The organism is Pseudomonas sp. (genome assembly GCF_051660785.1).
GTDB lineage: Bacteria > Pseudomonadota > Gammaproteobacteria > Pseudomonadales > Pseudomonadaceae > Aquipseudomonas.
Genome location: NZ_JBOFQE010000070.1, coordinates 1 through 12,581, shown reverse-complemented (window position 1 = coordinate 12,581; position 12,581 = coordinate 1). Strand labels below are relative to the sequence as shown.

Sequence of the window (12,581 nt, the reverse complement as noted above, 5' to 3'; positions counted from 1 at the left end):
CATGGCCGGTGCGATTTTCCCCTGGCGTGAAGGCAACCACTTCGAACTGCTGATCGACGGTCCGCAGTTCTTCCCGCGCATGTTGGTCGCGATTGCCCGCGCCGAAGAACAGGTCGAGCTGGAGTTGTACCTGGTGGAGGCGGGCGCTTGCGCCGAGGCCATGGTGCAAGCGCTGGTGCAAGCAGCCGAACGCGGTGTTCGCGTGCGCTGCCTGTTCGATGACTACGGCAGTCTCGCGTTCACCCTGACCTTGCGTCAGCGCCTGATGGCCGCGGGCGTGGAGCTGCGTTTTTATAATCGCCTGAGCTGGCGGCGCTGGGTGGGTAACTTCTACCGCGATCACCGCAAGCTGTTGCTGGTGGATCAAACCCTGGCTGTCGTCGGTGGTACCGGTGTTACCGATGAGTTCTGGACGCCGGGCGAAGACACCAGCGAATGGCATGAAGTGATGGTGGAAATCACCGGCCCCCTGGTCATCGACTGGCAACTGCTGTTCGATCGGCAATGGATCGCCAACCGCCATCGCCGCGCCTGGAAACCCGCATCGCACTTCGGCCTGCCGCGGCTGCCACGCGTGCCGTCCACGGGCGAGGGCATGGGCCGGGTGGCCTATGCCGACGCCCGCCAGCATCGCGACATCCTGCAATCGCTGATCCGTGCGCTGAACAGCGGCCAGCGCCGTATCTGGCTGGCCACGCCGTACTTTCTGCCGACCTGGAAAGTCCGCCGCTCGTTGCGCAGAGCCGCCGGCCGAGGCGTCGACGTGCGCTTGCTGCTGACCGGGCCGCGCACCGATCACCCGTCGGTGCGCTACGCCGGGCATCGTTACTACCCGCGCCTGCTTAAGTCCGGGGTGAAAATCTTCGAATACCAGCCGTGTTTCCTGCACCTGAAAATGGTCCTGATCGATGATTGGGTGAGCATTGGCTCGTGCAATTTCGATCACTGGAATCTGCGCTTCAATCTGGAAGCCAACCTCGAAGCGCTGGACCCGGGCCTGACGCGGGCCGTGGTGGCGAGTTTCGATAAGGACTTTGCGCAGAGCCTGGAAGTCAGCCTTGAGGCATGGCAATGCCGACCGCTGTGGCGGCGGGTCAAGCAACGGGTTTGGGGATGGGTGGATCGGTTGGTGGTGAACCTGCTGGATCGCCGCGGATAATCGTCACCCCAAAAACAACTGTGGGAGCGAGCCTGCTCGCGATGAGGCCATCACATTCAGCATCTATGTTGAATGTCAGGCCGCTATCGCGAGCAGGCTCGCTCCCACAGGTTTTTGCGGTGTTTGAAAAAATTACAGGAGTTCAAAGCTCTGCTGCGTCACGTCCTGGGAATCCAGGCCGATCTGCACGTTGAATTTGCCTGGCTCCGCTGCGTACTTGAGCTGGGCATTGAAGAACTTCAGGTCGTCCTCGGTAATGGTGAAGTGCACGACTTTCTGTTCGCCGGCCTTCAGCGTGATTTTCTGGAAGTTCTTCAGTTCCTTGACCGGACGGATCATCGAGCCGGTCACGTCCTGGATGTACAACTGCACCACGGTTTCGCCGTCACGCTTGCCGGTGTTTTTCACCATCACGCTGGCGTCGAGCTTGCCGGTCTTGTTCAGCGTGGTCGACGACAACGCCATGTCGGTCAGGCTGAAGTCGGTGTAGCTCAGGCCGAAACCGAACGGGAACAGGGGACCGGTGGTGTCATCGAAATACTGCGAGGTGTAGTTGCCCGGTTTGCCCGGCGTGAACGGCCGGCCAATGCTCAGGTGGTTGTAGTAGGTCGGAATCTGACCCACCGAACGCGGGAAGGTGATCGGCAGTTTGCCCGACGGGTTGTAGTCGCCGAACAGTACGTCGGCGATGGCGTTGCCGCCTTCGGTGCCGCTGAACCAGGTTTCCAGAATCGCGTCAGCCTGGTCTTTCTCTTCGAGAATCGACAGCGGACGGCCGTTCATCAACACCAGCACCAGCGGTTTGCCGGTGGCTTTCAGCGCCTTGATCAGGTCGCGCTGGTTGGAAGGGATGTTCAGGTCGGTGCGGCTGGACGATTCGTGGGACATGCCTCGGGATTCACCGACCGCTGCAACGACAACATCAGCGTCATTGGCAGCCTTCACCGCTTCGTCGATCAGCACTTGGGCCGAACGCGGATCATCCACCACTTCCGGTGCATCGAAGTTGAGGAAGTTAAGGTAATCCAGCACCTTCTTGTCGCTGGTGATGTTGGCGCCGCGGGCGTAGATCAGCGTCGATTGCGCGCCCAATGCGCTGGTCATGCCGTCGAACAGCGTCACCGATTGCGCAGGCTTACCGGCAGCGGCCCAACTGCCCATCATGTCGATCGGCGCCTTGGCCAATGGACCGACCAGGGCGATTTTCGCGGTCTTCTTCAGCGGCAGGGTTTCACCCTGGTTCTTCAGCAACACCAGGCTGCGACGCGCCACATCACGGGCCTCGGCGCGGTGCAGACGGCTTTCGGCGTAGGTGTCGGCCGGATCATCTTCAGCCTTGCCGATGCGCAGGTACGGGTCCTTGAACAGGCCCATGTCGTACTTGGCGGCAAGCACTTCACGCACGGCGTTATCGATGTCTTTCTGGTCGATCTCGCCAGCCTTCAACAGCCCTGGCAGCTCTTTGCCGTACAGGGTGTCGTTCATGCTCATGTCGATGCCGGCCTTGATCGCCAGCTTCGCGGCTTCGCGACCGTCAGCGGCAACGCCGTGCTTGATCAGCTCGAAAATCGCCCCGTGGTCGCTGACTGCCAGGCCCTTGAAGCCCCATTCCTTGCGCAACAGGTCATTCATCAGCCAGGTGTTGGCGGTGGCCGGCACGCCGTTGATCGAGTTCAGCGCGACCATAACACCCCCCGCGCCCGCGTCGATGGCGGCGCGGTACGGTGGCAGGTAGTCCTGGTACATTTTGACCGGGCTCATGTCGACGACGTTGTAGTCGCGACCGCCCTCGACTGCGCCGTACAAGGCAAAGTGCTTGACGCTGGCCATGATGCTGTCGGCCGCGTTCGCGCCGGTGCCCTGGAAGGCCCGGACCATGACGCCGGCAATGCGCGACACAAGGTACGTGTCTTCGCCGAAGCCTTCGGAGGTGCGGCCCCAACGCGGGTCGCGGGAAATGTCGACCATTGGCGCGAAGGTGATGTCGAGGCTGTCCGCTGCGGCTTCCTTGGCGGCAATGCGCCCGGACAGGCCGATGGCGTCCATGTCCCAGCTCGAGGCGAGGGCAATCGGGATTGGGAAAATCGTTCGGTGACCGTGGATCACGTCATAGGCGAAGAACATCGGGATCTTCAACCGGCTGCGCATGGCCGCGTCCTGCATCGGACGGTTTTCCGGGCGCGTGATCGAGTTGAACGTGCCGCCGATGTTGCCGGCGGCGATTTCCTTGCGAATCATCTCCCGAGGCATTTCCGGGCCGATGCTGATCAGGCGCAACTGGCCGATCTTTTCATCGAGGGTCATCTGCTTCATCAGGTCAGTGATGAAAGCGTCCTTGTTTTCCAGAGGTGCGGGCGTCGTGGCGGCCAATACGGTATGACTGGCCAGGCTGACGAACAGGCCCAGCAAACACAGCTTCTTCATGAATGGTTTTCTCAAAAGCCTAAACGGCAGTGAATACGCGCCGGTCAGCCAAAATTTAGGGAGCGACTATTGTTGTTCATGTAAATGCAGCACACTTCTGCAGTGTTTTTTGCGCTGGGGCATCTTTTAGCCCATTGGCTCGATGCAATCCAGTGGCGGCGGCAGATTATGCCCCAAGAGACCGGTCAGAAGGTCGCTGGTTGTTTTTCAACGGAATGTGCAAGGGAGCGTCAACCAGATGAATGTACGACACCACTATCGTTCGAGCCTGCAGGTTGCAGCGTTGATGTTGCTCACCACACTGTTGGCCGGCTGCGGCATCAACAACATTCCGACCCTCGACGAACAGGCCAAGGCCGCCTGGGGGCAGGTGCAGAATCAGTACCAGCGTCGCGCCGACCTGATCCCCAATCTGGTGGAAATCGTCAAGGGCTACGCCAGACATGAAGAAGAGACCCTGACCGCGGTGATCGAAGCCCGGGCCAAGGCGACTTCGATCCAGGTGGATGCCAGCACCCTGGACAACCCGGAAAAACTCAAGCAGTTCCAGCAGGCGCAGGATCAGTTGACCGGTGCCTTGAGCCGCTTGATGGTGGTGTCCGAGCGTTACCCGGACCTCAAGGCCAACCAGAATTTCCTCGCGTTGCAATCGCAGCTCGAAGGCACCGAGAACCGCATCGCCGTGGCGCGTCGCGACTTTATCCTCGCGGTGCAGAAGTACAACACCGAAATCCGCACCTTCCCGGGTCGCCTGTGGCACACCGTGATGTACAGCGATTTGCCGATTCGCGAAACCTTCGAGGCCACCAGCCCCGGCGCCGAAAAAGCGCCTGAAGTGAAGTTCCAGTAAGCACCGGGACAGGTTCGAAGCATCACCACGGATGAGGTTGCCAATGCGCGTGTTGAAAGTGGGCCTGGTGCTGTTTTTGTGGGTGTTTGCCCTGGCGGCTCAGGCCGAGCTGACGTTTCCGCAATTGACCGGGCGGGTGGTCGATAACGCCCAGATGATCGAGCCGTCGGTGCGCGAGCAGCTGACGCAACAACTCCAGGCTCATGAAAAAGCCACTGGCGAGCAATTGGTCGTGGTGACGTTGCCGAACTTGCAAGGCACCGACATTGCCGACTTCGGCTATCAACTTGGTCGAGCCTGGGGTATCGGGCAAAAGGACAAGAACAACGGCGCGTTGTTGATCGTTGCGCGCGATGATCGCAAATTGCGCATTGAAGTCGGTTACGGCCTGGAAGATCGCCTGACCGACGCGCAGAGTTCGGTGATCATCAACCAGGTGATCACGCCGGCGTTTAAAACCGGCAACTTCAGCAAAGGCATCAGCGACGGGGTCGCGGCGATGCTGGTGGTGTTGGGCGGCAACCCGCTGGATGAGCCGTCGACGGTTTACGAGCCGCGCGGGGATGAGGGCGACGATTTCCTGTCGCGTCATCCGGGCGTGTTCGTGTTTCTGGTGATGCTGTTCATCCTGACGATTTTTGTCTGCCAGATGCTCGGGATCCTGCCCAGTGGCGGCGGTGGTCGAGGCCATTCGGGCGGCGGTTTCGGCGGGGGAGGTTTTGGCGGCGGCGGTGGAGGCGGGGGCTTCAGCGGTGGCGGCGGCAGTTTCGGGGGCGGCGGTTCGTCGGGCGGCTGGTGAGAATAATAATGAGCGAGCACTGTTAAACATGGCATTACTGACTGAACACGAACAACGCAAAGTCGCCGAGGCGATTGCCCGGGTCGAGCGCGACACCGACGCCGAACTGGTGACGGTGCTCGCGGCCCGTGCCGACGACTATGCGTACATCCCGCTGCTGTGGGCCAGTCTGCTGGCGCTGGTGGTGCCGGGTGTCGTGCATTACCTGACAGGCTGGCTGACCATGCACAGCCTGCTGCTGGTGCAATGGATCAGCTTCATCGTGCTGTGCCTGGTGTTCCGCATTCCGAAAGTCACCACCCACTTGATCCCGCGCTCGGTGCGCCATTGGCGCGCCTCCAACCTGGCGCGCCGGCAGTTCCTGGAGCAGAACCTGCACCACACGGTAGGCAGCACCGGGATGCTGATTTTTGTCTGCGAGGCTGAGCGTTATGTGGAAATTCTGGTGGACGAAGGGATTTCCAAGCGGCTGGACAACAAGAACTGGGATGCGATCGTTGCGGCGTTTACTCAACAAGTGAAGCAGGGCCAGACGTTGCAGGGATTTGTGACGTGTGTGGAAGCGTGTGGTGAATTGCTGAAAGTGCATGTGCCGGTGACGCATGTGAGGAATGAGTTGCCGAATCGGTTGGTGGTGTTGGGATAAAAAGCCCCTCTCACCCTAACCCTCTCCCCGAGGGGCGAGGGGACTGACCGAGTCGTTCTTTGGATATTTTGCGACCGGGGAAATTGGGTTGAACTCATACCTTCAAAGCGCTGGAGATCGGCTCCCTTTCCCCCTCTCCCCCATGGGGAGAGGGCTGGGGTGAGGGGTGGTTTTCAAACCGTTCGGCAAATAACTGCGTGTCCCAAACCCCCATCCCCCCTAAAATACCCGCCATTCCCCGATTCGCTCCGCCCGAGGCCGTTTTTTCATGTCTGTCACCGCCACTCCCGCCAGCCTCGCGCCGGATCACCACGCCCAGTTCATCGACCTGCTGCAAACCAGCCTCGACCAGAATGCCTTCATCAAACTGGTCCTGGCCAAGTACGTCGGCACCGAAGCGGATTTACAGCGGCTGATCATCAAGCAGCTGACGGTCAAGGATCAGCCCTGCCTGTCCTTCGTCTACCGCTACAAGACCCGCGACATCACCAAGAACCTGCCGCTTGCCGAGGGCGTGGCAACCATCGCCGCACTTTTGCCTGCCTCGTTCAAAAATGCGCATTTGCTGTCGTTGACTGACGAAGCCCAGCTCGAATACAGCAAAAAGGGCAAGTCTTCGCTGTTCAAGAGCAAACCTCAGCAATTGCGTGAAGTGCCGTCCGCTGAACACAACCGCGAGAAACACCGCTTCCTCGACCTGAGCCGGCCGTTCCTCGCCGACCTCGGTGTGACCAACAGCAAGCACGAGCTGATCCCGGCGATGTCGCGCAAGTGGAAGCAGATCAACAAGTTCATCGAAGTCTTCAGCCATGCGCTGACCACTTCGCCGCTGGCGCTGGACAAGCCAGTGCAAGTAGCGGATTTCGGCTCGGGCAAGGGTTACCTGACCTTCGCGATCCACGACTACCTGCGCAACACCTTGAAGGCCGAAGGCGTGGTGACCGGCGTCGAGTTGCGTGAAGAAATGGTCGACCTTTGCAATGCCGCCGCTGCAAAGCTTGAACATCCGGGGCTGGTGTTCAAGTGCGGTGACGTGCGCAGCGTCGCGCCGAGCGAGCTGGACGTGATGATCGCGCTGCACGCCTGCGACATCGCCACCGACTATGCGATCCACACCGGCATCCGTTCCGGCGCCTCGATCATCATGTGCTCGCCGTGCTGCCACAAACAGATCCGCCTGCAAATCCAGAGCCCGGCGCTGCTCAAGCCGATGCTGCAATACGGTCTGCATCTGGGTCAGCAAGCGGAAATGGTTACCGACAGCTTGCGTGCGCTGTTCCTGGAGGCCTGTGGTTACGAAACCAAGGTGTTTGAATTCATCTCACTGGACCACACCAACAAGAACAAAATGATTCTGGCGGTCAAACGCGCCGAGCCGGTGGACCCGGCCCAGCTGTTGGTGAAGATTCAGGAACTCAAGGATTTCTACCAGATCACCGACCACTGCCTCGAAACCCTGCTCCGAGCCGACGGCTACCTCTAACTCCCTGCGATCCTGTGGGAGCTAGCCTGCTAGCGATGGCGGTTCTACATTCAGCATAACTGTTGAATGTTACGGCCCCTTCGCCAGCAGGCTAGCTCCCACATGAGATTTGACTGCCGTTTTGCGGCCCAGCATCACCGTCACGATCACCCCAGCGGCAAACAGCCAGGTGATCGGCTCGATGTGTTCACCAAAGAACAATGCCGAAAACGCGATAGTGAAGAAGATCTGCAACAGCTGGATCTGACTGACCCGGGCAATGCCACCCATCGCCAGCCCGGCGTACCAGGCGAAGAACCCGATGAATTGCGAGAACAGCGAAACATAACCAAACGCCCACCAGGTCTTGGCCGAAATCTCACCTTGATGTTGCAGCGCCAGATACACCACTGGCCCGATCAGCAACGGCGTCGACAGCACCAATGCCCAGCAGATCACCTGCCAACCGCCCATCTCCTTGGCCAAGCGGCCGCCTTCGGCATAACCCAGACCGCCCACGGCAATCGCCCCGAGCATCAGCAAATCACCGGCCTGAATGCTGCCGGCGCCGCTGATCAGCGCATAACCCAGCACCAGCGCACTGCCCAATGCGGCACAGGCCCAGAAAGCCTTCGACGGTCGTTCATGGGACAGCCACGCGGCGTACAGCGCGACGCACAGCGGCTGCAAGCCGTTGACCAGCGCCCCATGGGACGCCGGCAAGGTTTGCATCGCCCAAGCCGACAACACCGGGAAGCCAAGGATCACGCCCGCGATCACCAGCGTCAGGCCTTTGACCTGTTTCCAGGTCGGCCATTTTTCCCGACGCCACAGCAACAGCATCGCCGCCGGCACCGCCGCAAACAGCGCCCGACCCAGGCCGTTGAGCAGCGGATGAAGTTCCTGCACGACGATCCGCGTGAAGGGCAGGGTGAGGCTGAAGATCACAACGCCCAGCAGGCCGAGGGCCATGCCGGTGTTTTCGCGCGAGGACATGATGGGGGACCAGAATCTAGGGTGGCGGGAAGAGTCTTCATCTAGCCATAAACGGCGGGGATTGCTCTGTTACAGCTAGGCGCAGAGTTATCCGTACAGTTGAGTGCGGTCCCTGTGGCGAGGGAGCAAGCTCCCTCGCCACAAAAGCTCATTGTCCGTAGTACCCGGTTATTACCCGCCCCCTCAGATAAGGACTACCTTGAATACTCCTGCAGGCCCACGTCTTTCCCAGAGGAGTCCTCCCCATGGCTGCCAAGAAAATCCTGATGCTGGTCGGCGATTACGTCGAAGACTACGAAGTGATGGTGCCGTTCCAGGCGCTGCTGATGGTCGGGCACACGGTGCACGCCGTTTGCCCGGACAAGTCCGCCGGCCAGACCGTGCGCACGGCCATTCACGACTTCGAAGGCGACCAGACCTACAGCGAAAAACCCGGCCACCTGTTCGCGTTGAACTTCGATTTCGCCAAGGCAGCTGAAGCCGACTACGACGCGCTGCTGATCCCCGGCGGTCGTGCGCCGGAGTACCTGCGCCTGAACGAAAAAGTCCTCGACCTGGTGCGCGCGTTCGACAAGGCCGGCAAGCCGATCGCCGCCGTGTGTCATGGTGCGCAACTGCTGGCGGCCGCGGGGATTCTCGAAGGTCGCGAGTGCAGCGCTTACCCGGCGTGTGCCCCTGAAGTGCGCCTGGCGGGCGGTACGTTCATCGATATCCCGGTGACGGAAGGTCACGTACAAGGCAATCTGGCCACTGCTCCGGCCTGGCCGGCGCACCCGAGCTGGCTCGCCGGTTTCCTCGGGTTGCTGGGCACCAAAATCACGTTGTAACGAGGGACTTTTTCATGTGCGAGCTCTACGTCAAAGCCGATCCGATTCTCTACGAATCGCGCTCCCGCTCGCTGCGCATCTGCGGGGTGGTCACCACTTTGCGGCTGGAGAATCAGTTCTGGGACATCCTCAGCGAAATCGCCGAGGTCGACGGCATGACCACCAACCAGTTGATCGCCAAGCTGTATGAAGAGGTGATGGATTACCGTGGGGAAGTGGTGAATTTTGCTTCGTTCTTGCGGGTGAGTTGTACGCGGTATTTGAGTCAGCGGCGGGTGATTGCGCCGGAGTTGTCGGTGGTGCGGACGGTGTTGAAGTAGGTGATTTTGCGCTGACCTTACCGGCCTCATCGCGAGCAGGCTCGCTCCCACATTGGAATGCGTTCACCTGTGGGAGCGAGCCTGCTCGCGATGGCGGTATTACAGGCGACAGATGCCCCGAGCTGGTCTTTACTCTGAAGCGCGAAACCTCTCAATTGCCAAGGAGAAAGAGCATGTCCGGATGGTACGAAGTGAGCAAAAGCAGTAATGGTCAGTTCAGGTTTGTACTGAAAGCCGCCAACGCTGAAACCATTCTGACCAGTGAGCTGTACACCACTCGCGGCGCTGCCGACAACGGCATTGCTTCGGTGCAGAAGAACAGCCCGCTGGATGAACGCTACGAAAAGAAAACCACCAAGGATGGCCATCCTTACTTCAACCTCAAAGCCGGCAACCACGAAATCATCGGCAGCAGCGAGACCTACGCTTCCACTGGCGCAATGGATAAAGGCATCGCCAGCGTCAAGGCCAACGGGCCAACCACCGTGATCAAGGACAAGACCTTGCCGGTGCTTTGACCACACCTTTCAAACCCAATACAAATCCATTGTGGGCGCTAGCCTGCTAGCGATGGCTGCTTAACATTCGACGAAGATGTTGAATGTCTGGCTGCTATCGCTAGCAGGCTAGCTCCCACATTGGTTTTTTGTGAACGTCGAGATCAGCGCAATGCTTTCAACAAGTCTTGCAGCTGACTGATACCCGCCTCACCCAGTGGAGACACCGGCAACCGCGGATCGCCCACTTCCAATCCAGTCGCACGCAACCCCGCCTTGATCGTCGCCGGCAACCCGCCCTTGAGGATGAAGTCCAGCACCGGCAACTGGCGATAGAACAACGCCCGCGCCTTGCCCAGATCGTTGGCCAATATTGCTTCATACAAATCAAGATTGAGCTGCGGAATCAGGTTCGGCGCGGCCGTGCACCAGCCTTTAGCGCCGGCGGCAAAGGCTTCCAGCGCCAACGGATTGCAGCCGTTGTAGAACGGCACCTGACCGTCGCCCAGCAGTTGCAGTTTGTGCATGCGCTGGATGTCGCCGGTGCTCTCCTTGACCATGGTCACGTTCTCCACGGCATTGACGATCCGCAGGATCAGGTCCACCGACATGTCGGTGCCGCTGGTGGCCGGGTTGTTGTAGAGCATGATCGGCACGCCGATGCTGTCGCCGATGGCGCGGTAGTGGGCGAGGATTTCCGCTTCGCTGAGTTTCCAGTAGGAGGTCGGCAGCACCATCACCACATCGGCCCCGTGGGTTTCGGCGAAACGCGCGCGGCGCACGGCTTTGGCGGTGGTCAGGTCGGACACGCTGACGATGGTTGGCACGCGCTTGGCCACATGTTTGATGCTGAACTCGCTGACCTGATCCCACTCCGCGTCGCTCAGGTAAGCGCCTTCGCCGGTGCTGCCCAGCGGGGCGATGGCGTGGACGCCGCCGTCGATTAAACGGTCGATGGAACGCCCAAGCGCGTCGAGATCCACGCCTTCGCCATTGGCGGTGAATGGGGTGATGGTGTAGCCGATGATGCCGTGAATGGTTGGGGTCGACATGCTGTCTCTCCTTTAGAAAATGATCGGGTTCAGTTCAGGCAATCGGCGTGTTGACGCAGATTCTGCCGGGCGTAGTAGTTGAACGCAGCGCCGTGGCGCTTGGGTTTCGAAATCCAGTCATGGGCTTCGCGGCCCAGCTCCGGCAGGATCGGCTTGATCGTCCCGGCGCTCATCGCCAGCAGTTGCAGCTTCGCCGCACGCTCGATCAACTGAGCGATGACACAGGCTTCTTCGATGGTGGTGCCGGTGGACAACTGGCCGTGGTGTGAAAGCAGGATGGCCCGTTTGTCGCCCAGCGCACCGGCGATCAAATCACCTTCTTCGTTGCCGACCGGCACACCCGGCCAGCCTTCGAGAAACGCGCAATCGTCGTAGAGCGGGCAGAGGTCCATGTGTGAAATCTGCAATGGCACTTCGAGCATCGACAGCGCCGCGATGTGCGTCGGGTGCGTGTGAATGATGCAGTTCACATCAGGCCGGGCGCGGTACACCCAACTGTGGAAACGGTTGGCCGGGTTGGGCATGCCGTGGCCTTCGAGCACTTCCAGGTCTTCGTTGACCAGCAGCAGGTTGCTCGCGGTGATCTCGTCGAAACCCAGGCCCAATTGTTGAGTGTAGTAAGTGCCCGGTTGAGGACCACGGGCGGTGATTTGCCCGGCCAGGCCGGAGTCGTGACCATTCTCGAACAGAATCCGGCAGGTCAGGGCCAGCTTTTGCCGGTCGGTCCACGTATTATCCGCCAGGGTGTTTTGCATCTGGGTCAACGCTTGCTTGACCAGTTGCTCTTTGGGTAGTGCTAAGGTCTTGGCCATATCGGTGTCCTTGGGTGGTTTCATGCAAATGACACAACAAAGGCTATATGACACTTTGTGTCATTGGCAAGGGCACATCGTCGCCTCCTTGATGGATTAATCGTTCTTCATGTCTATCCGTTTGAAATTACTGAGAAAAAAACTTGGCGTGACACTGGAAGCCTTGGCCGAAAAATCCGGCATGACCAAGAGCTACCTGTCGAAAGTCGAACGCGGGTTGAATACCCCGTCGATCGCGGCTGCCCTGAAACTGGCCAAGGCGTTGAACGTGAAGGTCGAGGAATTGTTCTCCGAAGACAACATCAGCCTCGACAGCTACAGCCTGGTGCGCAGCGACGAACGGCAGTCCCTGGCGGCCAACGATGAAAGTCCCGGCTACGCGGTGCTGGCCCATCAGGTCAGCGAGCGCAGCCTGCTGCCATTCATGATTTATCCGCCGAGCGAATTCGCCGACAAAACCTTCAAGGAACACTTGGGGGAAGAGTTTCTGTTCGTCCACGAAGGGCAGGTGGAAGTGGACTTCATGAACGAGCGGGTGCTGCTCAATCGTGGGGATGCGCTGCACTTCAATGCGCAGAAGCCGCACCGGATACGGTCAGTGGGGGAGGTGCAGGCGCAGTTGCTGGTGGTGGTGCACAGCGCTGAAGATTGAGTTGACCGGGCTGGCCCCATCGCGAGCAGGCTCGCTCCCACATTTAACCGAGTTCCTCCAGAAGGAATGCGATCAAATGTGGGAG

Annotated in this window: 13 protein-coding genes; 9 read left to right on the top strand and 4 right to left on the bottom strand. The window is 59.8% G+C overall.

Annotated elements, in window-relative coordinates; all coding sequences use genetic code 11:
• Position 1: 1 nt before the first annotated feature.
• On the top strand, positions 2–1,159 hold the full coding sequence (locus tag ACRC4F_RS18345) for a phospholipase D-like domain-containing protein (RefSeq protein WP_438660623.1): 1,158 nt from the start codon (positions 2–4) through the stop codon (positions 1,157–1,159).
• Between the two features lie 132 nt (positions 1,160–1,291).
• Here the strand turns inward: ACRC4F_RS18345 and bglX are convergent, their stop codons facing one another.
• Positions 1,292–3,583 (bottom strand): beta-glucosidase BglX, encoded by a 2,292-nt coding sequence (gene bglX / locus ACRC4F_RS18340; RefSeq protein ID WP_438660622.1) that lies wholly within the window; start codon positions 3,581–3,583, stop codon positions 1,292–1,294.
• A gap of 238 nt (positions 3,584–3,821) precedes the next feature.
• On the opposite strand from bglX, the gene ACRC4F_RS18335 reads away from it, so the two are divergent.
• From ACRC4F_RS18335 to ACRC4F_RS18320, 4 genes are all read left to right on the top strand, one after another.
• Positions 3,822–4,433 carry a LemA family protein gene (locus ACRC4F_RS18335; RefSeq protein WP_438660621.1) on the top strand — a complete coding sequence of 204 codons (612 nt, stop codon included), beginning with the start codon at positions 3,822–3,824 and terminating at the stop codon, positions 4,431–4,433.
• 43 nt (positions 4,434–4,476) lie between these two features.
• Positions 4,477–5,232 carry a TPM domain-containing protein gene (locus tag ACRC4F_RS18330; protein ID WP_438660620.1) on the top strand — a complete coding sequence of 252 codons (756 nt, stop codon included), beginning with the start codon at positions 4,477–4,479 and terminating at the stop codon, positions 5,230–5,232.
• Between the two features lie 28 nt (positions 5,233–5,260).
• On the top strand, positions 5,261–5,878 hold the full coding sequence (locus ACRC4F_RS18325) for a TPM domain-containing protein (RefSeq protein WP_109628344.1): 618 nt from the start codon (positions 5,261–5,263) through the stop codon (positions 5,876–5,878).
• Between the two features lie 268 nt (positions 5,879–6,146).
• The gene (locus tag ACRC4F_RS18320; RefSeq protein ID WP_438660619.1) at positions 6,147–7,361 is read left to right on the top strand and encodes a class I SAM-dependent methyltransferase; all 1,215 of its coding nucleotides are present in this window, start codon (positions 6,147–6,149) and stop codon (positions 7,359–7,361) included.
• A 69-nt stretch (positions 7,362–7,430) separates the two neighbouring features.
• Here ACRC4F_RS18320 and ACRC4F_RS18315 read toward each other — a convergent pair whose 3' ends face one another.
• On the bottom strand, positions 7,431–8,336 hold the full coding sequence (locus tag ACRC4F_RS18315; RefSeq protein ID WP_438660618.1) for a DMT family transporter: 906 nt from the start codon (positions 8,334–8,336) through the stop codon (positions 7,431–7,433).
• 245 nt (positions 8,337–8,581) lie between these two features.
• On the opposite strand from ACRC4F_RS18315, the gene ACRC4F_RS18310 reads away from it, so the two are divergent.
• From ACRC4F_RS18310 to ACRC4F_RS18300, 3 genes are all read left to right on the top strand, one after another.
• Complete coding sequence (locus tag ACRC4F_RS18310) at positions 8,582–9,163, top strand: DJ-1/PfpI family protein (protein ID WP_438660617.1); 582 nt, start codon at positions 8,582–8,584, stop codon at positions 9,161–9,163.
• A gap of 14 nt (positions 9,164–9,177) precedes the next feature.
• A complete protein-coding gene (locus tag ACRC4F_RS18305) occupies positions 9,178–9,483 on the top strand; it encodes a ribbon-helix-helix domain-containing protein (protein ID WP_438660616.1) in 306 nt (101 codons plus the stop codon).
• Positions 9,484–9,656: 173 nt separating this feature from the next.
• Entirely contained in the window at positions 9,657–10,001 is a 345-nt protein-coding gene (locus ACRC4F_RS18300; RefSeq protein WP_438660615.1) for a YegP family protein, read from the top strand.
• A gap of 143 nt (positions 10,002–10,144) precedes the next feature.
• Here the strand turns inward: ACRC4F_RS18300 and ACRC4F_RS18295 are convergent, their stop codons facing one another.
• Together ACRC4F_RS18295 and ACRC4F_RS18290 are read right to left on the bottom strand one after the other, a co-directional pair.
• Positions 10,145–11,032: a dihydrodipicolinate synthase family protein gene (locus ACRC4F_RS18295; protein ID WP_438660614.1), complete on the bottom strand. Its 888-nt coding sequence runs from the start codon at positions 11,030–11,032 to the stop codon at positions 10,145–10,147.
• Between the two features lie 29 nt (positions 11,033–11,061).
• The gene (locus ACRC4F_RS18290; protein WP_438660613.1) at positions 11,062–11,844 is read right to left on the bottom strand and encodes an aldolase; all 783 of its coding nucleotides are present in this window, start codon (positions 11,842–11,844) and stop codon (positions 11,062–11,064) included.
• A 109-nt stretch (positions 11,845–11,953) separates the two neighbouring features.
• Here ACRC4F_RS18290 and ACRC4F_RS18285 point away from each other — a divergent pair, with 109 nt between their 5' ends.
• Complete coding sequence (locus ACRC4F_RS18285) at positions 11,954–12,496, top strand: helix-turn-helix domain-containing protein (RefSeq protein ID WP_438660612.1); 543 nt, start codon at positions 11,954–11,956, stop codon at positions 12,494–12,496.
• The last annotated feature ends 85 nt before the right edge of the window (positions 12,497–12,581 follow it).

Coding starts and splice junctions, on each gene's coding strand:
- bglX (WP_438660622.1), bottom strand. CDS start 3,583: ATGAAGAAGCTGTGTTTGCTGGGCCTGTTCGTCAGCCTGGCCAGTCAT.
- ACRC4F_RS18320 (WP_438660619.1), top strand. CDS start 6,147: ATGTCTGTCACCGCCACTCCCGCCAGCCTCGCGCCGGATCACCACGCC.
- ACRC4F_RS18310 (WP_438660617.1), top strand. CDS start 8,582: ATGGCTGCCAAGAAAATCCTGATGCTGGTCGGCGATTACGTCGAAGAC.
- ACRC4F_RS18300 (WP_438660615.1), top strand. CDS start 9,657: ATGTCCGGATGGTACGAAGTGAGCAAAAGCAGTAATGGTCAGTTCAGG.
- ACRC4F_RS18325 (WP_109628344.1), top strand. CDS start 5,261: ATGGCATTACTGACTGAACACGAACAACGCAAAGTCGCCGAGGCGATT.
- ACRC4F_RS18305 (WP_438660616.1), top strand. CDS start 9,178: ATGTGCGAGCTCTACGTCAAAGCCGATCCGATTCTCTACGAATCGCGC.
- ACRC4F_RS18335 (WP_438660621.1), top strand. CDS start 3,822: ATGAATGTACGACACCACTATCGTTCGAGCCTGCAGGTTGCAGCGTTG.
- ACRC4F_RS18330 (WP_438660620.1), top strand. CDS start 4,477: ATGCGCGTGTTGAAAGTGGGCCTGGTGCTGTTTTTGTGGGTGTTTGCC.
- ACRC4F_RS18285 (WP_438660612.1), top strand. CDS start 11,954: ATGTCTATCCGTTTGAAATTACTGAGAAAAAAACTTGGCGTGACACTG.
- ACRC4F_RS18295 (WP_438660614.1), bottom strand. CDS start 11,032: ATGTCGACCCCAACCATTCACGGCATCATCGGCTACACCATCACCCCA.
- ACRC4F_RS18315 (WP_438660618.1), bottom strand. CDS start 8,336: ATGTCCTCGCGCGAAAACACCGGCATGGCCCTCGGCCTGCTGGGCGTT.
- ACRC4F_RS18345 (WP_438660623.1), top strand. CDS start 2: ATGGCCGGTGCGATTTTCCCCTGGCGTGAAGGCAACCACTTCGAACTG.
- ACRC4F_RS18290 (WP_438660613.1), bottom strand. CDS start 11,844: ATGGCCAAGACCTTAGCACTACCCAAAGAGCAACTGGTCAAGCAAGCG.